Genomic DNA, 17,699 nt, shown 5'->3' with positions numbered 1-17,699 from the left:
ACGAGTTCCGGTGGCCATTCCCAAGGTCGCGATGAGCGTCGAGGAGGTCGTCTTCGTGGAGTGGCTCGTCGCGGACGGCGCGAGCGTCCAGGAAGGCGAGAACATCTACTCGCTGGGGACCGACAAGACCGACGTCGACGTCGAGGCCGCCGCGTCCGGCGTGCTGCGGCACGGCGACGTCGAGGCCGAGGGGACCTACCCGGTCGGCGCGGAGATCGGCTACATCGAGAGGTCCGCATGAGCGAGGGCTGGGACCACTCCTTCGACGTGGTGTCCGTCGGCAGCGGCGGCGGCGGCATGGTGGCGGCGCTCGCCGCACGTGACGCGGGCGGTACCGCGCTCGTCCTGGAGAAGCGCGAGCTGCTCGGCGGGTCGACCGCGATGTCGGGCGGCGTCGTCTGGATTCCGAACAACCCGCTGATGGCCAAGGACGGCGTCACCGACTCCGTCGAAGCCGGGATGCGGTACTTCGAGTCCACCATCGGCGACATCGGCCCCGCCTCGACCGTCGCGCGGCGCAGGGCCTTCATCACCGAGGGATCGGCGATGACCCGCTTCCTGCTGGGGTTCGGCGTGCGGCTCGTGCGCTGCCCCGGCTACAGCGACTACTACTCCAACAACCCGGGCGGCAACGCGGCGGGCCGGTCGATGGAGCCGCCGCCGTACGACGGCAAGCGCCTCGGGCCCTGGCTCGCCAAGGTCCAGCCGGGCATGGCCGCCGGGCTCGGCCTTGTGGTGAAGACCAACGAGCTGCGCGACGTGCAGTACTTCAACCGGTCGATCAGGTCGTTCTTCATCGCGGCGCGGGTCCAGGCACGGACCACGATCGCCAAGGTGTTCGGCCGCAAGCTCCTCACCAACGGCACGGCCCTCATCGCCCAGATGGTGAAGGCGGCGGTCGACCGCGACGTCGAGCTGTGGACCGGCGCTGCCTTCGCCGACTTCGTGGTGGCGGACGGCAAGGTCGTCGGCGTCGAGGTCGACCGGGACGGCGAGCGGCTGCGGATCGAGGCGCGCAAGGGCGTCGTGGTCGCGGCGGGCGGCTTCGCGCACAACAAGGCGCTGCGCGAGAAGTACAGCGGCGACCAGAAGGTCACCGGCGAGTGGTCGTTCGCCAACCCCGGCGACACCGGCGACGCCATCGAGGCGGCGGTCAAGCTCGGCGCGGCCACCGACCTGCTGGACGAGGCGTGGTGGCTGCCGGGACCGTCGCCGCTGCTCGGCGTGAACACGCTGAACGCGGCGCGCAACCGGCCCGGCACGATCGTCGTGGACGCGGCGGGCAACCGGTTCGTCAACGAAAGCAACTCCTACGTCGAGGTCGGCAAGGCGATGTTCGCCCGCGACAAGACCGCCAAGGCCGTCCCGGCGTGGGTGATCTTCGATGAGGGGTACCGCAGGAGGTACGCGCACCGGCGTTCGCTGAACGTCGGCAAGCTGCCCCCGGAGTGGCTGGAGAAGGGCCTGATCAAGAAGGCCGACACTCTCCAGGAGCTGGCGCGGATCTGCGGGATCGACGCCGAGGGCCTCACCGCCCAGGTCAAGCGGTGGAACGAGCACGCCGCCAAGGGCGCGGACCCCGAGTACGGCAGGGGCACGTCGGCTTACAACGACTGCCTCGGCGACCCCGGGTACAAGATCAACCCGTCGGTCGGACCGCTGGAGCAGGGCCCGTACTACGCGTTCGAGCTGTTCCCCGGCGACGTCGGCACCTGCGGCGGCGTCGTCGCCGACGAGCACGGCAGGGTGCTGCGCGAGGACGGTCAGCCGATCGAGGGCCTGTACGCCACGGGCAACGGCACCGCGACGGTCACCGGCCGCCACTATCTCGGCGCGGGCGCGAGCATCGCGTACTCGATGGTGTTCGGCTATGTCGCGGCACGCCACGCCATGGGCGCGGCGGCCTGACGGACGGACGCGAAGGGGGGAGGCGGACCGCCTCCCCCCTTCCGTGTGTTCAGCCGCCGGGTCAGCCAGTGAGGTCGGCGGCGAAGTCGGCCTGCTCAAGCCTTGCCTTCACCCACGACAGGTAGCGCGCCGCGTCGGCCCCGTCGATGACGCGGTGGTCGTAGGTGAGCGCGAGATACGCCAGCGAGCGGAGCGCGATCGTCTCCGTCCCGTCGGCGGTCCGTACGGCGGCCGGGCGGCGCACCACCGCGCCGGTGCCGAGGATCGCCGACTGCGGCTGGTTGATGATCGGGGTGTCGAAGAGCGCGCCGCGGCTTCCGGTGTTGGTGAGGGTGAACGTGCCGCCGACGAGGTCGTCGGGGGACAGCTTGTTAGCGCGCGTACGGGCGGCGAGGTCGTCGATGCCGCGCGCGAACTCGGCGATCGACATGTCTCCGGCGTCCCTGAGCACCGGCACGTACAGGCCCTTGTCGGTGTCGACGGCTATGCCGAGGTGTTCGGCGTCGGGGTAGGCGACCGTGCCCGCCTCCATGTCGAGCGCGGCGTTGACCACCGGGTGGACGCGCAGCCCCTCGACTGCCGCCTTGGCGAAGAAGGGCAGGAAGGACAGCTTCACGCCCTCCCGCGCGGCGAACGCGTCCTTGTGCGCGGCGCGCAGCTCGGCGACGCCGGTGACGTCGACCTCGACCACCGTGGTGAGCTGGGCCGACGTCTGCAGCGACGCGACCATCCGGGTGGCGATGATCTTGCGGAGCCGGGTGAGCCGCTCGGTCACCCCGCGCAGCGGGGAGGGCGTGGGGGAGACGGTCGTCGTCATGGTTCCTGTCTTTCCTGGGTGGCCGGCGTGCCTCGTGCGATATATCCGGAACAAATATTAGGTTCACGGCGGGGAAAGCACCAGACACGGCGGCCACCCGGGGCGGACCGCGGTGTGGTTCGGCTTTTCGGATCAGGTCGAGGTGAGCACCGCGAGGCGCTGGGTGGCGCGGGTCATCGCGACATAGCGGTCCACCGCGCCCGCGACGCCGTCGCCGAAGGACGCGGGGTCGACAAGGACGACGAAGTCGAACTCGAGGCCCTTGGCCAGCTCCGGCGTCAGGGAACGGACGCGCGGCGTCGCGGCGAAGGACGGGTCGCCGATGACGCACGCGGTGCCGTCGGCGTGCTCGGCGAGCCACGCGTCGAGCAGCGCTGGCAGCTCGGCGACCGACCCGTACGTGACGGGCACGCCGCTCGCCCTGATCGAGGTCGGCACGTTCGCGTCCGGCAGCGCCGCCCGGATGACGGGCTCGGCCTCGGCCATGACCTCCTCCGGCGTCCGGTAGTTGACGGTCAGCGAGGCCAGCGTGATCCGGTCGAGCCCGACGCGTTCGAGCCGCTCGGCCCACGGCTCGGTGAACCCCTGCCTCGCCTGCGCGCGGTCGCCGACGACCGTGAAGCTCCGGGTCGGGCAGCGCAGCAGCAGCATCTGCCACTCGGCGTCGGTGAGCTCCTGCGCCTCGTCCACGACGACGTGCGCGAACGGGCCGGCGAGCGCGTCGGGGTCGGGCTCGGGGAGCGTGGTCTCGTCCACGAGGCTCACTTCGGCGTCCTGGCCGCGCAGCATCGTCACCAGGCTGTGGCCGTCCTCGGCGGCGTCGTCGCGCTGCGCCGCCTCGATGAGGCTGTCGACCACCTGGGCCATGTGCTCGCGCTGCGCGGTCAGCGCGGCCTCGCGGCGGCGCTTGCGCCGGGTCGTCTCCGGGTCGCCGATCCGGTGCCTTGCCGCGTCGAGGATCGGCAGGTCGGCGACCGTCCAAGCCTGCGCCCGCGCGCGCTGGAGCGCGGCGACCTGCGCCGGGGTGAGCCACGGCGCGCACAGCCGCAGGTAGGCGGGCACGGTCCACAGGTCGCCGACGACGTCGGCCGGATCGAGGATCGGCCACGCCCGGTTCAGGGCCATGTGCAGATCCCGGTTGCGCTCCAGGGACTTGCGCAGCTGCGCGTCGGCGACGTCGCCCTCGTGCTTGTCCACGAGGATGGTCAGCAGCTCGTCCCAGATCCGCTCGCGCGCCTCGTTGTGCGGGGTGCCCGGGTCGGGCGCGTGGAACGCCTCGGCCCAGTCGGCGGCGGTCAGCCTGATGTCCGACCAGTGCGTCTCGACGGTCATGCCCTGCTCGGGCGGCCGCTCGTAGAACCTGACGGCCGCGTCCACCGCCCGCACGAGCTCCGCCGACGCCTTCAGCCCCGCCACCTCGGGATCGGTCTCGGCGGCGGCGTCCGCCCCCTCGGGCACGAGGTCGCGCAGCGTGCAGGTCCGCACCCCCTCCTCGCCGAGGCTGGGCAGGACATCGGAGACATAGGCGAGGTAGGGCTGGTGCGGGCCGACGAACAGGACGCCGCCCTTGCGCCGGCTCAGCCTCGGGTCGGAGTACAGCAGGTAGGCCGCCCGGTGCAGGGCGACGACGGTCTTGCCGGTGCCCGGACCGCCGTCCACGACGAGCGCGCCGGCCGAGCCCGCCCGGATGATCGCGTCCTGGTCGGACTGGATGGTGCCGAGCACGTCGCGCATTCGCGCCGACCTGTGGCCGCCGAGGCTGGCGATGAACGCCGACTGGTCGTCGAGGGCGGCGTGGCCCTCGAACCCGTCGGCGGTGAAGACCTCGTCCCAGTAGTCGCCGATCCTGCCGCGCGTCCAGCGGTAGCGGCGACGGCTGGCCAGGCCCATCGGGTTGGCGTGGGTCGCGCCGAAGAACGGCTCGGCCGCCGGGGACCGCCAGTCGAGCAGCAGCCTGCGGCCTGCGGCGTCGGTGAGGCCGAGCCGTCCGACGTAGACGGGCTCGGGGTCGTCGGCCGCGACCATGTGCCCGAGGCACAGGTCGAGGCCGAACCTGCGCAGCGTCCGCAGCCGCGCGGCGAGCCGGTGGATCTCCAGGTCGCGGTCGAGCGCCGCCTGTCCGCCGCCGCCCGGGGCCCGGCGCAGGGTCTCGAGCCGCTCGGACAGCTCGGCGATCGCCTGCCCGAGGCTCCCGGCGATCTCCGCGAAGTGGCCTTCGTCACCGGCGATCAGGGCGGGGTCGGCCTTGGCGCGGAGGTTGTCGGGAAGGTCGAACGCGCTGGATTTCAGCGAAGTCACTGAGGACGGCTCCGATCTGGGGCTTTTGGGTGTCTCGCCCGGGTCGCGGGCATGCCTGACCCCTGCGGAGCAGGGGAGGAGAGGGCAGGGTCCGCAGGCGCACCGGGCCCAGGCGGACGATTGTGCGGCATCAGGGGGGTCTTGCCGCAAGCCCCCCTGTGCGCTATACGTTGAGAGTGGAGAGGAGTGGTGACTCCCCCTTTCCCCTCTCAAGCGCCCTACTCCTCCGGGTTCTTCCAGACGATGTATTCGAATCCCTGGATGACGTTGGTGGTGAAGGTGAAGACGCCGTAACGGCCCTCGCCCGTGCGCAGACAGTACGTCACCTTCTCCGTCAGCCAGGACATCTCGGGGATCTCCCGCCAGCGGCTCGCGGGCAGCTCCGCGCAGGCCGCGCGGTTCGGCTGGCCGTCCTTCCAGCGGGCGATGCGCGCGCCGTTGGCCCCCGCGGGGCCGGACGGCTGGAACGTCCGGTACTCGATCCGCATGTCCATGCCGGGGCCGTTGCCGCGCTTCGTCTCGCCGGTGTCGAGGTCGATGTGGGTGTCGCCCTCGTCGGCGTCGGGGAACGCGAGCCAGGCGGTGCCCGCCTGGTGGATGACGTCGCTGTCGGCGGCGTCGGTGATGACGATGGTCGAGCCGGGCTCCGCGACGATCTCGATCCTGTCCTTCTCGACGGTCTGGACGAACTTGCCGTCCATCTCGATCCGCAGCTTCCGGTCGGACTTGATCCGAAGGACGGTCACCCTGACCTCGCCGTCGATCGTCTGGCGGACGGTGAGGACCGTGTCGTCGTCGGACTCGAACTCCTTGTTCGCCCGTCCGTCGAGGTACTTCTCCAGCACGAACGTGCCGACGAACACCACAGCCTTGACCCTCGGGTCGGCGATCGGCATGTCCCGCGCCACCTCGAGCACGACCGGCACGAACTGCTCGGTGAACGCCGCCTGCACCTCGGGGTCGCCGGCGAACCGCCCGCACCCGGAGAGCCCCATCACGACCGCGAGCGCGCCCGCCGCCGTCCGCACTGCCCGCATTCCGCCACGCCCTCTCGCCGCGCCCGCAAACCCTCCAAGCCTGACACGTCCGACATCACCGAACCCGCTCGGCGACGTCACGATCCAGCCCCACCCGCGCCCCCGCCGCCTCGGCGGGGGCGCGGCCGGCTTCAGGCGGCGGGGGTGAGGATGACAAGGGGGATGTCGCGGGGCGACTTGGCCTCGTACTCGGTGTAGAGGGGGAAGATCTCCGTCATCACCGGCCAGAGCGCCTGCTTCTCCTCGGGGGTCGCGGTGCGCGCGGACGCGCGGAACTTGTCCGCGCCCACCTGGATCTCGACCTCGGGGTGCGCGGTCAGGTTCAGGTACCAGGCGGGCTGGGCCGCCGCGCCGCCGTTGGACGCGACGACGAGCAGGCGGTCGCCGTCACGGCCGTAGATGAGCGCGGTGCGCCGGGGCGTGCCCGAGCGGCGGCCGCGCGTGGTGATCAGCAGCGTCGGGGAGCCGTGGTACAGGTGGCCGCGCGCGCCGTCGCTCTCCACGTAGGCGCGGATGTGGTCCGCGACCCAGCCGGTGGGGCTGTCGGTCGGTGTCTCGCTCATGCGGCGGCTCCCGGCCGGGCCGTGGTGCGGAGCATGAGGGGGATCAGGACCGCGCCGACGACGAGGTGGGCGAGCGACAGGACGACGACGGTGCCGGTGGTCGCCTCGACCGAGAGGAACGGCAGGAACGACAGCAGCACGACGACCACCGCGACGACCGTCCAGATCGTGCGGGCGCGGCTCGTGAACCGCTCAAGGAGGGCCAGGACGCCCCAGCCCGCGAGGGAGACGCCGAGGGTGATGAAGGTGAAGGCGAAGCCGTCGAGGTTCTGCGCGGACTGGCCGGGCGGCTCGATCACGAGTTCGTGGCCGAGCAGCGGTTCGCCGACGATCCAGACGAGCAGGGCCGCGACTGTCGTGGCGGCGACGGCGACGGCGCGGTCGCGGCGGCGGGTCCCGGTGGCCGGGGCGGCGGGGGCGGACATCGGCGATCTCCTTCATTCCGTGGATTGTTCAATCTCTGAACTATTTTCCCGAAGGTAGCAGAAAGTTCAGTCGCTGAACAGTCGGATCACTGAAGGGAACCTATGCTGGAGAGATGAGCGCAAGGGACGACGCGGTGGCCGCCGAGTTGATCGAACTGTTCCAGCGGGTCGGCCGGAGGATGCGGGACGACTTCGTCACCGCCTCGGCCGACCTCGGCCTCAACATCAGCCAGGCCCTGATCGTCAACGGGCTTGACGACCCCGTCCCGATGCGCGTGCTCGCGGAGTGGCTGTCGTGCGAGCCGTCGAACGTCACGGGCATCGTCGACGGGCTCGAAGGGCTCGGCCTCGTCGTCCGCCGCCAGGATCCCGCCGACCGGCGCGTCAAACAGGTCGTGCTCACCCCCGAGGGCGAGAAGCGCCGCACGCTCCTGCGCGAACGCGTCCTCGCCCGCGCCGACGAGTTCTTCGCCCTCCCCGCCGCGGCCCGGGTCGACCTGCGCGATCTCCTGCGCGGCCTCACGAGTGCGACCCCGGGTCCGGCCAATTCTCAAACTTGCTAAACTTTGCAAGTAAGGGTCGGCGCGGTGCCGGTTCGGGTGGAGGGGAGCGCTGATGGGTGAGCTGGCGACGAGTCTGCGGGAGCGGATCTCCGCGGCGCGCCGGAACCTCGCGGAGGCCCGCGCTTCCGGCGACGGGCACGGCGAGGACACGTACACCGCGGAGCTCGAGGACCTGCGCCGCCGCGCCGAGGACCACGGCGTGGCCGTCGACGACCCTGAGGGGACCGGGGCCTGACGGGCCCCGCTTGGTAATGCTGGAGTAAAGGAGGTCGCGAGGTGGGACGCGGAAGGGCCAAGGCCCAGCAGCGGAAGATCGCACGTGCGCTGAAATACGACGGCGGTAGGGTGGATTTCGACCAGCTCCGCCATGATCTGCGGATCGGCGACGACGAGGAGCGGTCCGATCGCGTCGACAGGGAACACGAGGACGGCTGAATGACCGGCGAGGCCCCGCGCGCCGCGGCGGTGCGCGCGCCGCTGTACCAGGTGAAGGCGGAGTTCTTCCGGACCCTCGGGCATCCGGCGCGCATCCGCGTTCTCGAGCTGCTGAGCGAGCGGGGCCATTCGGCGGGTGAGCTGGCGCGCGAGGTCGGGATCGAGCCGGCGCACCTGTCGCAGCAGATGGCGGTGCTGCGCCGCGCGAGCCTCGTGGTCAGCCGCAAGGAGGGCACCAGCGTGCACTACGAGCTGGCCGACCCGCAGGTCGCGCAGCTGCTCGCGGTCGCCCGCCGGATTCTCGGCGAGGTGCTGTCCGGCCAGGCCGACCTGCTGGCCGACCTGCGCACCCACGCGCCCTCCGCGCGCGACTGAGACCCGGGTAACGCGATGATCCCCTTGTGGATGCGAGTGCTGCGACTTGAAGATATATTCAAGTTGCTATATTTCGCGCCGTAACGGGTAGCCGTCCGACTGAGGCCGGGGGCGGTGCCCAGGGGCCCGGAACACACAGTCTGAGGGGGTCGCCGGGTGGTTCCGGTTCCGCTGTACCAGGTCAAGGCCGAGTTCTTCCGGGTGCTCGGGCATCCCGTGCGCATCCGCGTGCTCGAACTGCTGTGCGAGGGGCCCATGTCCGTGCGCGACCTGCTCGCCGACGTCGGCATCGAGGCGTCGAGCCTGTCGCAGCAGCTCGCGGTGCTGCGCAGACACGGGATCGTGCGCGCGCACCGCGAGGGATCGAGCGTCGTCTACGAGCTCGCCGGGCCCGACGTGCTCGACCTCATGCGCGCCGCCCGCAGAATCCTCACCGAACTCGCCGTCGGGCAGCGGGCGCTGCTCGACGACCTGCGCGAGGCCCCCTGATGGCCTCCCCGCTGACCGCGCGGCTGCGCGCCGCGCGCGCCCTGCTGCCGGGCCGCGCCGACCTCGCCGACGTGCGCGTCTCGCCCCGCCGCGATCTGCTCGCCGGCCTGACCGTCGCGATCGTGGCGCTGCCGCTCGCGCTGGGCTTCGGCGTCGCCTCCGGGCTCGGCGCGGAGGCCGGGCTGGTGACGGCGATCGTCGCGGGCGCGGTCGCCGCGATCTTCGGCGGCTCCAACCTCCAGGTGTCCGGGCCGACGGGCGCGATGACCGTCGTGCTCGTGCCCGTGGTGCACGAGTTCGGGCCGTCGGGGGTGCTGACGGTCGGGCTGCTCGCCGGGGTCGTGCTCGTCGCGCTCGCGCTGCTGCGCGCCGGGCGGTATGTCAGTTATGTTCCGCTGCCGGTGATCGAGGGGTTCACCCTCGGGATCGCCGCGGTCATCGCGCTCCAGCAGATCCCCGCCGCGCTCGGCGTGACCGCGCCGGACGGCGAGAACGTCACCGCGCTCGCGGCGGCCGCCGTCCACGGGTTCGCGGACGCGCCTGACTGGGCCGCGCCCGCGCTCGCCGTCGGGGTCGCGGTGGTGATGCTCGTGGGGCGGCGGTGGCGTCCCGGGGTCCCGTTCTCGCTGCTCGCGCTGGCCGCCGCGACGCTCGCGGCCGAGGCGCTGCACCTGCCGGTGACGAGGATCGGGATGCTGCCGACGACGCTGCCCGCGCCGTCGCTCGCCTTCCTCGACCCGTCGCGGCTCGGCGCGCTGCTGCCCGCCGCGTTCGCCGTCGCGGCGCTCGCCGCGCTGGAGAGCCTGCTGTCGGCGACCGTCGCGGACAAGATGGCCGGCGGACGCCGCCGCCACGACCCGGACCGCGAACTGTTCGGCCAGGGCCTCGCCAACCTCGCGGTCCCGCTGTTCGGCGGGGTCCCGGCGACGGCCGCGATCGCGCGGACCGCCGTCAACGTGCGCAGCGGCGCGTCGTCCCGGCTCGCCGCGCTCTCGCACGCGCTCATCCTCGCCCTGACGGTCCTGGCCGCCGCGCCGCTCGTCGCGCGGATTCCGCTGGCCGCGCTCGCCGGGGTCCTCATCGCGACCGCGATCGGCATGGTCGAGGCCGGGACCATGCGGGCGCTGGCCAGGGCGTCACGGCCCGACATGGCGGTGCTCGTCCTCACCGCCGCCGCGACCCTCGCGCTCGACCTCGTCAAGGCGGTCATCTGCGGCGTCGCCATCGCCGGGGCCCTCACTCTGCGCTCACTGGCCAGGACCGCCCGGCTCGACCCGAGCGGCCCCGCCGACGCCCTCCCCGGCGAGCCCATCGCCGTCTACCGCCTGCGCGGCCCCCTCTTCTTCGCCACCGCCCACCGCCTCCACACCAACCTCACCCACCACCCCACCCCCCAGGCCCACCCAGCCCCCGCCGCCCCCAACGGCCATGCCCCCAACGGACACACCGCCGCCGAGCGGGCCGCTGACGCCCGCGATGCCGCCAACGGTCGTGCCGCCGACGGACACACCGCCGCCGCCGAGCGTGCCGTCGACGCCCGCGATGCCGCCAACGGCCGTGCCGCTGACGGACACACCGCCGCCGACGCCGCCGCCGAGCGTGCCGCCGACGGTCGTGCCGCCGACGGGCACGCTGACGCCGACGCTGAGCGGGTCGCTGATGCTGTGGTGATTGAGATGTCGCGGGTTTCGGCGCTTGATCCGACGGCGGCGCATGCGCTCGGGGATGCGCTTGCGCAGTTGGAGCAGCGTGGGGTGCTTGTGGTGTTCGCCGGGTTGCGGCCGGAGCATGACACGATCCTTGCCCACCTTGGCGTGGCCGACCGGCAGCGGCGGGATGGGCTGCTGTTCCCCGACGTCACCGCCGCGCTCGGGCACGCGCGCCGAGAGCTCGCGCCCACCCCGCACTGACCGCCCCCCGACGAGAAGCGACAACGACCGATGATCCACCGACTCGCCTTCACCATCCCGGCCATGCCCGGGGAGTTCGACCACGACGTGCCCATGATCGTCATCGCCCCGGACACCGTCGAGGACCTCTTCGACATCGTCCTGCCGACGAGCCTGCACCGCACCGACCACAAGCTGACCCCGCTGCCGCCGTCGGCGTTCACCGCGGGCTGGCCCATCGACGTCGACGACGCGTGGATCGCCGCCGCCGAGACCTACGACCCGACGGCCGCCGCCGCGACGGCCAAGGTCGTCGTCGTGCTCGACCCCGTCGCCGACCTCGCCCCGAAGGACGAGCGGACCGCCGAGATCGCCGACCACCTCGGCGAGGACCTGCCCGCGTGGGCCCTGGCCGTCCTCGACCAGCGCACCCGCGCGGCGGTCCGCGACATCTCGGTCACCTCAGGCCGGCCGGCCGGGCACGGGCTCGAACCGATGGCCCCGACGAGCCTGCTCGACTGGGCCGACACCACGATCACCCCCCAGCGCTGACCGCCGTCCCCGTCACGGGCCGGGGGAGCGCGGGCAGGGGCCGCGCGACGACGTCGCGGGCCTCGCCGTCCGGCAGGCCGAACATGCGCAGCAGGTTCGCCGCGAGCTCGTGGGTCGCCGCGCGCGCGTCGAGGCCGGGGTGGGAGTCGAGCGTCTGGAGCAGCCCGAGCAGCGCCCCGCCCACGCACGCGACGGCCACGCGCGGATCGCCGATCCGCAGCCTTCCCGCGCTCTCGGCGGCGGCGAGGTCGTGCATGACGTGCGCGGTGATCCCGTCCTCCCGCGTCAGGTACGGCAGGCCGGTGTGCAGCAGAATCCGCGCCATGCGCGGGTGGCTGTCGCGCAGCCGCCCGGTGAGCCTGACCGACGCCGCGAACACCTCGGCCGGGTCGTCCATCGCCGCGGTCGCCTCCTGGACGAGCCCCGCGTGCTGGTCAAGGGTCTCGGCGATGGCCGCCTCGAACAGCTGCGCCTTGCTGGTGAAGTGGTTGTAGAAGCTGCCGAACCCGACGTCGGCGGCGTCGGTGATCTGCTGGACGCTCGCGTCGACCCGGTTGCGCTCGGCGAGCATCCGCTGGGCCGCGCCGATGAGCGCCGCCCTGGTCCGCGCCTTGCGGCGCACGAGCCGGTTGTCCCGCACGGTGTTCTCGCTGTCCATATGTTGATACTACCCGCCATCAGTTCTGATGAAGTCATCAGAACTGATGGGCGTTGAATCCCCGGGGGAGGGTGCCGACGATGGACGGCGAGAGCGCGGCGGACCGACGTCGCGCGCGACACCGTCCGGAGGACCCTTGAGCATCGCCGTGATCAGGACCCATGACGGCTGGTGGGCCGAGACCCCGCAGGGCCACGTCCGGGTGCCCACCTCCGCGACGACCACCGCAGAACTCCTCGCCGACCGGGCCGCCGTCGAGGCCGCCGCAAGCGGCGAGCAGCCGCCCACCCAACTCGACGGGCAAGAACTCCTGTCCCCGGTGACCGCGCCCTGCCGGGTCGTGGCCCAGATGGTCAACTACCGGTCGCACGCCCGCGACTCCGGCTTCGACCCCGACAAGGTGCCGCCGACCTTCTTCCGCAAGACGTCAGGGTCGATCACCGGGCCGCGCGCGACGATCCTGCGGCCCGAGGGGGTGCGGCTGCTCGACTACGAGGTCGAGATCGGCCTGGTGATCGGCGCGCCGCTCCCGATCGGAACCGTCGTCACCGACGCGAACCTCGCCGAGTACGTCGCGGGGCTGGTGATCGCCGACGACGTCAGCGCGCGCGACCTCCAGCTGCCCAAGACCCAGTTCTACGAGAGCAAGTCCTACCCGACCTTCACCCCGCTCGGCCCCCGGCTCGTCCTCACCGGACCCGCCGACCTCGCGCGCTGGCGTGAGCTGCGCCTCACCCTCGAGGTCAACGGGCGGCCGCGTCAGAACATGACGGCCGCCGACATGCTCACGGGCCCGGCCCGCGCGCTGACCCTGCTCGCCCGCTTCCAGACCCTCGACCCCGGCGACGTGCTGCTCACCGGCACCCCCGGCGGCACCGCGCTGCGCTCGCCGGGCGCGCTCGCCGAGAAGGTCGGCGCGCTGCTGCCCGCGCACCTGAAGTGGAAGACGTTCTTCCGCCGCCAGGAGGCCAACCCCGCCTACCTGCGTGACGGCGACGTCGTCACCGCCCGCGTCCGCACCGACGACGGCCTCCTCGACCTCGGGGAGCAGCGCACGCCGGTCGGCTCAGCAAGGAGTGCCCGATGACCGACCGGCATACCGACCCGCACAAGGACCTGCACAGCGAACATGGCGCGCTGCGCGGCGAGCACCCGGGACGCGCCGCCGACCCCGTGATCAAGGTGGTCGACCTGGCCTGGCTCGAGTTCGCCAAGCCCGACCTTGACCGGGCCGAGGCGTTCGCGCGCGACTTCGGCTTCGCCGTCGTGGAGCGCACCCCCGACGTGCTCCGGCTGCGCGGCGCGCTGCCCGGCACCGCGTGCCTCGTGATCCGCAAGGGAACCGGGAACGGGTTCGTCGGCCCCGCCTTCCAGGCCGCCGACGCCGCCGACCTCACCCGGCTCGCCCGCGCGCTGGACGCCGAGGTGGCCGACCTCGAAGGCGGCGGCCGCCACGTGACGGCGTACACGCCGTCCGGCCTTCGGGTCCAGGTCGTCCACGGCGCTCCCCACCACCCCGGGCTTGAGCTGCAACGGCCCCTCGCCTACAACACGGGCGGCCTGCTCACCCGGATCAACGAAACGCAGCGCCCGGCCCGCGCGCCCGCCCTCGTGGAACGGCTCGGCCACGTCGTGCTGTCCAGCACGGTCTTCCGGCGCGACCTCGACTGGTTCCTCGATCATCTCGGCCTGATCGTCAGCGACTTCCTGTACCTGGACGGCCAGCGCGGGCGCGGCCCGACGATGGCGTTCATCCGCTGCGACCGGGGATCGGAGCCCGCCGACCACCACACCCTCGCGATGCACCTCGGACCCGTCACCGGGTATGTGCACTCGGCCTACCAGGTCGCCGACCTCGACGCCCTGGCCGCCGGAGGCGAGTACCTGAAGGACCGGGGATATGTCCGCTCGTGGGGGATCGGCAGGCACATCCAGGGCAGCCAGATCTTCGACTACTGGCGCGACCCCGACCGGCTCCTGCTCGAGCACTTCACCGACGGCGACCGCTTCGACAGCGCCCTGGAGCCGGGCTGGGCCGCGATGTCGGCGTCCGGGCTCGCCCAGTGGGGGCCGCCCGCGACCGCCGACTTCCTCGGCAACAGACCCTCCCCGGCCCTGCTGCGCGACGCCGTCGCCGCGCTGCGCGCCGACAACGAGATCGACCTTCCCCGCCTGCTCGCCCTCGCCAAGGCGATGGGCAGCTGACCCGCCCCAGGAGACTTCCGATGGTTCCCGCCCCGCACACCCAGGAAGAACGCCCGCTCGTCCTGCTCCCCGAGGACGTCCCCGCGATCGAGGAGACGCCGCTTGAGGCGCGCGACCTTCCCGCGAGCACCTACGCACTGCTGCACCGCACCGCCACCGCCTTCCCCGACCGGATCGCCCTGCACCTCCTCGGCGAGGACGGCCTTCCGTGGCGCGAGGCGACGACCTTGACCTACCGCGACCTGCTCCAACGGGTCCACCAGGCCGCCAACGCGTTCCTCGCGGCCGGGACGCCCGAGGGCGGCGTCGTCGCGCTGATGCTGCCGAACCTCGGCGCGACCTACGCCGCGCTGCTCGGCGCGCAGGCCGTCGGGATCGCCAACCCGGTCAACCCGATGCTCGCCGAGGACCACCTTGTCGAGATCCTGACGCTCACCGGCGCCGACCTGATCCTCGCGCCTGGCCCCGGCCTGTCGCCCGACCTGTGGGCGAAGGCGCGCCGGATCGCCGCCCGGCTGCCGGGACGGCCCGCGCTCGCCGCCGTCGGCTCCCCGCCCGACGCCCCCGACGCGCTCGACCTCACCGCGCTCGCCGCCGCCCAGCCGTCCGACCGGCTGACCACCGCGCGCCGCCCTGGCCCCGACGACGTCGCCGCCTACTTCCACACCGGCGGCACGACCGGCGTGCCGAAGGTCGCCCCGCACACGCACGCCATGGAGGTCTACATGGCCTGGGCGCTCGGCTGCATGGGCACCTACCTGGACGGCTCGGTCGGCCTCGCGGGGCTGCCGCTGTTCCACGTCAACGCCGTCCACGTGACCGGGCTCGGCCCGCTGATGCACGGCTGCCCCGTGGTGTCGCTCGGCCCGCTCGGCTACCGCGACCGCGCGCTGATGGCGGAGTTCTGGCACATCATCGAGCACTACCGGGTGACGAGCTTCTCCGGCGTCCCGACGGTGTACGCGTCGCTCCCGCCCGTCCCGGAGGGGGTCGACCTGTCGAGCCTGCGGGCCGGGGCCGTCGGGGCCGCGCCGCTGCCGCGCAAGGTCAGGTCGACGTTCGAGGAGACCGCCGGGGTCCCGATGCTCGAGGGCTACGGGCTCACCGAGGCGACCTGCGCGACCGCCGCGACGCCCGCGTTCGCGCCGCGCGCGGGCTCGGTCGGGCTGCGGCTGCCCTACCAGCGGGTCAAGGCCGTCACCGTGGGGCCGGACGAGGTCCCCACCGGCGACTGCGCGCCCGGCGAGACCGGCGTCCTGGCGATCAGCGGCCCGAGCGTGTTCCCCGGCTACCTGCGTCCCGGGCCTGACGGGCCCGCGCCCGACCCGTCGGGGAAGATCTTCGACGGGTGGCTGCTCACCGGCGACCTCGGCAAGGTCGACGCCGACGGCTACGTCTACCTGACGGGCCGGGCCAAGGACCTCATCATCCGGGGCGGCCACAACATCGACCCGCGCGCGGTCGAGGAGACACTGCTCGGGCGGCCCGACGTCGCGGCGGCCGCCGTGGTGGGCGCGCCCGACCCGCACTCCGGCGAGGTGCCCGTCGCCTACGTCGTCCTCGCCGACGGTGCGAACACCACCGAGGCCGACCTCCTGGCCTGGGCCCGCACCGCGGCCCCCGAGCCCGCCGCCGCCCCCAAGGCCGTCCGGCTCATTGCCGCGCTCCCGACGACCGCGATCGGCAAGGTCTTCAAGCCCGCGCTGGTCGAGGACGCGGTACGCCGCCTCGTCCGCGACGCTATGGCCGCGCTCGGGCTCGACGGCGACGTCGAGGTCGAGTCGCGTGACGGCCGCCCGCACGCTCGGATCGCCTTGTCCGGGGATTCCAGCGCGCTGGCCGCCGAGCTCGACCGGTACTCCTTCACCCACGAGTTCGCCCGGTGAGCGGCGCGGACGTCCCGGTCCTGATCGTCGGGGCCGGGCCCACCGGCCTCGCCTGCGCGACGCTCCTGGCCCAGCAGGGGGTGCGCAGCCTCGTCGTGGAAAGGCACCGCGACGTCTACCCGCTGCCGCGCGCGGTCCACCTCGACGACGAGGTGCTGCGCGTCCTCCAGCGGATCGGCGTCGCCGACGCGTTCACCGCGATCAGCCGTCCCGCGACCGGCATGCGGCTGCTCGACGGCGACCTGCGGACCATCGCCGAGTTCCGCAGGGACGAGCTGGTCAGCGTGAACGGCTGGCCCCAGGCGAACCTCTTCGACCAGCCCGACCTCGAACGGCTCATGCGCGCCAACCTCGCCGAGTACCCCGAGGCGGAACTGCTCGGCGGGGCCGAGGTCGAGCACGTCGACCCCGGCGACGCGGCACGGCCCGCCCGCGTCACGATCCGCGCCGCCGACGGCACGCGGACCGTCACCGCGCGGGCCGTGCTGGGCTGCGACGGCGCGAACAGCCTGGTCCGTGCCGCGATCGGCGCGGGCGTGCGCGACCTGCGCTTCACCGAGCGCTGGCTGGTCATCGACGTCACCTGCCCGCGCGACCTCGACGGCTGGGGCGGCGTCGACCAGGTCTGCGACCCGCGCAGGGCCGCGACGTTCATGCGGGTCGGCCCCGACCGGTACCGGTGGGAGCTGCGGATGGCCCCCGGCGAGACTGTCGCGGACCTGACGTCGCCGCAGGGGCTGCGCACGCTCCTGGCCCGCTGGACCCGCGACGTGCCCGACGCCGACCTCACCGTCGTCCGCGCCGCCGAGTACACCTTCCGCGCCCAGGTCGCCGACCGGTGGCGGGCCGGGCGGCTGTTCCTGCTCGGCGACGCCGCCCACCTCACCCCGCCGTTCATCGGCCAGGGCATGGGCGCGGGCCTGCGCGACGCGGCGAACCTCGCCTGGAAGCTCGCCCTCGCCGACGCCGACCCCGTCAAGCACGACGCGTTGCTCGCCACGTACGAGCTTGAGCGCAAGCCGCACGCGACCCGGATGATCAGGCTCGCGGTCGCCGCCGGATGGGCGATGACCGGCGGGAACTCCCGGGGAGCGGCGTTGCGCCGCGCGTTCTTCGCCCGCGCGGCGAGGTCGTCGGCGCTGCGGAACTCGATCCTCGCGGGTCCGTCGCCGAGGCTGCGGCCCGGACCGCTGGTCGCCCGGCCGTTGCTCGGCCCGTCGCGCGGCCTGCCGGGCACCCTGATGCCGCAGCCGTCGGTGACGGTCGGGGACGCGTCCCTGCGCCTTGACGACCTCCTCGGCCCGGGCTTCGCCGTCATCACCCGCGATCCGCCCACCCCTGCCCTCATCCGCCTCGCCGCGTCGCTGAACGCGCCGATCCTCGACCCGGCCGCCGCCCTCCTGCACCGCCCCGACGGCACAACGCTCAAGACCGCCCACGTCCCGGACCTCACGAGATGGCTGCACCGCACCCGCACCGTGCTGGTCCGCCCCGACCGCACGGTCCTCACCGCACTCCCGTCCACCCGCCCGCGCGACCGCTGGCGCTCACTTCTGGTCACCTCATGAATCGTTTCGCGAACACGCCGGGAACTGTCGC

General features: G+C 73.0%; 19 protein-coding genes. 13 read left to right on the top strand and 6 right to left on the bottom strand.

The window, feature by feature from the left end:
- The first annotated feature begins 10 nt into the window (after positions 1-10).
- A complete protein-coding gene (locus tag R9X44_RS10350) occupies positions 11-241 on the top strand; it encodes a lipoyl domain-containing protein (RefSeq protein WP_319813823.1) in 231 nt (76 codons plus the stop codon).
- Positions 238-1,908: an FAD-binding protein gene (locus R9X44_RS10345; protein WP_319813822.1), complete on the top strand. Its 1,671-nt coding sequence runs from the start codon at positions 238-240 to the stop codon at positions 1,906-1,908. The genes R9X44_RS10350 and R9X44_RS10345 overlap by 4 nt, the downstream gene beginning before the upstream one ends.
- A 61-nt stretch (positions 1,909-1,969) precedes the next feature.
- On the opposite strand, the gene R9X44_RS10340 is transcribed toward R9X44_RS10345, so the two are convergent.
- From R9X44_RS10340 to R9X44_RS10320, 5 genes are all read right to left on the bottom strand, one after another.
- The gene (locus R9X44_RS10340; protein ID WP_319813821.1) at positions 1,970-2,725 is read right to left on the bottom strand and encodes a 2-oxo acid dehydrogenase subunit E2; all 756 of its coding nucleotides are present in this window, start codon (positions 2,723-2,725) and stop codon (positions 1,970-1,972) included.
- Between the two features lie 132 nt (positions 2,726-2,857).
- Positions 2,858-5,023, bottom strand: a complete 2,166-nt coding sequence (gene helR, locus R9X44_RS10335) for an RNA polymerase recycling motor ATPase HelR (protein ID WP_319813820.1) — start codon at positions 5,021-5,023, stop codon at positions 2,858-2,860.
- Positions 5,024-5,241: 218 nt separating this feature from the next.
- On the bottom strand, positions 5,242-6,060 hold the full coding sequence (locus tag R9X44_RS10330; protein WP_319813819.1) for a hypothetical protein: 819 nt from the start codon (positions 6,058-6,060) through the stop codon (positions 5,242-5,244).
- A gap of 131 nt (positions 6,061-6,191) precedes the next feature.
- Entirely contained in the window at positions 6,192-6,623 is a 432-nt protein-coding gene (locus R9X44_RS10325) for a nitroreductase family deazaflavin-dependent oxidoreductase (protein WP_319813818.1), read from the bottom strand.
- Positions 6,620-7,048, bottom strand: coding sequence for a DUF6069 family protein (locus R9X44_RS10320; RefSeq protein ID WP_319813817.1), 429 nt, complete (start codon positions 7,046-7,048; stop codon positions 6,620-6,622). The genes R9X44_RS10325 and R9X44_RS10320 overlap by 4 nt, the downstream gene beginning before the upstream one ends.
- Before the next feature lie 113 nt (positions 7,049-7,161).
- On the opposite strand from R9X44_RS10320, the gene R9X44_RS10315 reads away from it, so the two are divergent.
- The 7 genes from R9X44_RS10315 (at position 7,162) to R9X44_RS10285 (ending at position 11,351) form a co-directional block, all read left to right on the top strand.
- A complete protein-coding gene (locus R9X44_RS10315) occupies positions 7,162-7,611 on the top strand; it encodes a MarR family winged helix-turn-helix transcriptional regulator (protein WP_319813816.1) in 450 nt (149 codons plus the stop codon).
- 52 nt (positions 7,612-7,663) lie between these two features.
- Positions 7,664-7,846 (top strand): hypothetical protein, encoded by a 183-nt coding sequence (locus R9X44_RS10310; RefSeq protein ID WP_319813815.1) that lies wholly within the window; start codon positions 7,664-7,666, stop codon positions 7,844-7,846.
- A 41-nt stretch (positions 7,847-7,887) separates the two neighbouring features.
- A complete protein-coding gene (locus R9X44_RS10305) occupies positions 7,888-8,046 on the top strand; it encodes a DUF3073 family protein (protein ID WP_319813814.1) in 159 nt (52 codons plus the stop codon).
- Entirely contained in the window at positions 8,047-8,421 is a 375-nt protein-coding gene (locus R9X44_RS10300; protein ID WP_319813813.1) for a metalloregulator ArsR/SmtB family transcription factor, read from the top strand.
- Positions 8,422-8,577: 156 nt separating this feature from the next.
- The gene (locus R9X44_RS10295) at positions 8,578-8,910 is read left to right on the top strand and encodes a metalloregulator ArsR/SmtB family transcription factor (protein ID WP_319813812.1); all 333 of its coding nucleotides are present in this window, start codon (positions 8,578-8,580) and stop codon (positions 8,908-8,910) included.
- A complete protein-coding gene (locus R9X44_RS10290; RefSeq protein ID WP_319813811.1) occupies positions 8,910-10,820 on the top strand; it encodes a SulP family inorganic anion transporter in 1,911 nt (636 codons plus the stop codon). Before R9X44_RS10295 ends, R9X44_RS10290 begins: the two co-directional genes overlap by 1 nt.
- Positions 10,821-10,850: 30 nt before the next feature.
- Positions 10,851-11,351, top strand: a complete 501-nt coding sequence (locus tag R9X44_RS10285; RefSeq protein WP_319813810.1) for a hypothetical protein — start codon at positions 10,851-10,853, stop codon at positions 11,349-11,351.
- On the opposite strand, the gene R9X44_RS10280 is transcribed toward R9X44_RS10285, so the two are convergent.
- Positions 11,335-12,009, bottom strand: a complete 675-nt coding sequence (locus R9X44_RS10280) for a TetR/AcrR family transcriptional regulator (protein ID WP_319813809.1) — start codon at positions 12,007-12,009, stop codon at positions 11,335-11,337. The two genes, R9X44_RS10285 and R9X44_RS10280, sit on opposite strands and share 17 nt — an antisense overlap.
- A 136-nt stretch (positions 12,010-12,145) precedes the next feature.
- Here R9X44_RS10280 and R9X44_RS10275 point away from each other — a divergent pair, with 136 nt between their 5' ends.
- The 4 genes from R9X44_RS10275 to R9X44_RS10260 are packed head-to-tail and all read left to right on the top strand — an operon-like array spanning position 12,146 to position 17,668.
- On the top strand, positions 12,146-13,096 hold the full coding sequence (locus R9X44_RS10275; RefSeq protein WP_319813808.1) for a fumarylacetoacetate hydrolase family protein: 951 nt from the start codon (positions 12,146-12,148) through the stop codon (positions 13,094-13,096).
- Positions 13,093-14,214, top strand: coding sequence for a VOC family protein (locus R9X44_RS10270; protein WP_319813807.1), 1,122 nt, complete (start codon positions 13,093-13,095; stop codon positions 14,212-14,214). The genes R9X44_RS10275 and R9X44_RS10270 overlap by 4 nt, the downstream gene beginning before the upstream one ends.
- Before the next feature lie 20 nt (positions 14,215-14,234).
- Entirely contained in the window at positions 14,235-16,100 is a 1,866-nt protein-coding gene (locus R9X44_RS10265) for an acyl-CoA synthetase (RefSeq protein WP_319813806.1), read from the top strand.
- Entirely contained in the window at positions 16,097-17,668 is a 1,572-nt protein-coding gene (locus R9X44_RS10260; protein WP_319813805.1) for a bifunctional 3-(3-hydroxy-phenyl)propionate/3-hydroxycinnamic acid hydroxylase, read from the top strand. Before R9X44_RS10265 ends, R9X44_RS10260 begins: the two co-directional genes overlap by 4 nt.
- Positions 17,669-17,699 lie beyond the last annotated feature (31 nt).

The sequence above is a fragment of the Actinocorallia sp. A-T 12471 genome (assembly GCF_033875155.1).
GTDB lineage: Bacteria > Actinomycetota > Actinomycetes > Streptosporangiales > Streptosporangiaceae > Actinocorallia.
This window is presented reverse-complemented; position numbering and strand designations above follow the sequence as displayed.

Excerpts from the sequence above, each read along its gene's own strand:
- R9X44_RS10345 (WP_319813822.1), top strand. The coding sequence starts at position 238 with ATGAGCGAGGGCTGGGACCACTCCTTCGACGTGGTGTCCGTCGGCAGC.
- R9X44_RS10340 (WP_319813821.1), bottom strand. The coding sequence starts at position 2,725 with ATGACGACGACCGTCTCCCCCACGCCCTCCCCGCTGCGCGGGGTGACC.
- R9X44_RS10330 (WP_319813819.1), bottom strand. The coding sequence starts at position 6,060 with ATGCGGGCAGTGCGGACGGCGGCGGGCGCGCTCGCGGTCGTGATGGGG.
- R9X44_RS10325 (WP_319813818.1), bottom strand. The coding sequence starts at position 6,623 with ATGAGCGAGACACCGACCGACAGCCCCACCGGCTGGGTCGCGGACCAC.
- R9X44_RS10320 (WP_319813817.1), bottom strand. The coding sequence starts at position 7,048 with ATGTCCGCCCCCGCCGCCCCGGCCACCGGGACCCGCCGCCGCGACCGC.
- R9X44_RS10315 (WP_319813816.1), top strand. The coding sequence starts at position 7,162 with ATGAGCGCAAGGGACGACGCGGTGGCCGCCGAGTTGATCGAACTGTTC.
- R9X44_RS10310 (WP_319813815.1), top strand. The coding sequence starts at position 7,664 with ATGGGTGAGCTGGCGACGAGTCTGCGGGAGCGGATCTCCGCGGCGCGC.
- R9X44_RS10300 (WP_319813813.1), top strand. The coding sequence starts at position 8,047 with ATGACCGGCGAGGCCCCGCGCGCCGCGGCGGTGCGCGCGCCGCTGTAC.
- R9X44_RS10290 (WP_319813811.1), top strand. The coding sequence starts at position 8,910 with ATGGCCTCCCCGCTGACCGCGCGGCTGCGCGCCGCGCGCGCCCTGCTG.
- R9X44_RS10285 (WP_319813810.1), top strand. The coding sequence starts at position 10,851 with ATGATCCACCGACTCGCCTTCACCATCCCGGCCATGCCCGGGGAGTTC.
- R9X44_RS10280 (WP_319813809.1), bottom strand. The coding sequence starts at position 12,009 with ATGGACAGCGAGAACACCGTGCGGGACAACCGGCTCGTGCGCCGCAAG.
- R9X44_RS10270 (WP_319813807.1), top strand. The coding sequence starts at position 13,093 with ATGACCGACCGGCATACCGACCCGCACAAGGACCTGCACAGCGAACAT.
- R9X44_RS10265 (WP_319813806.1), top strand. The coding sequence starts at position 14,235 with ATGGTTCCCGCCCCGCACACCCAGGAAGAACGCCCGCTCGTCCTGCTC.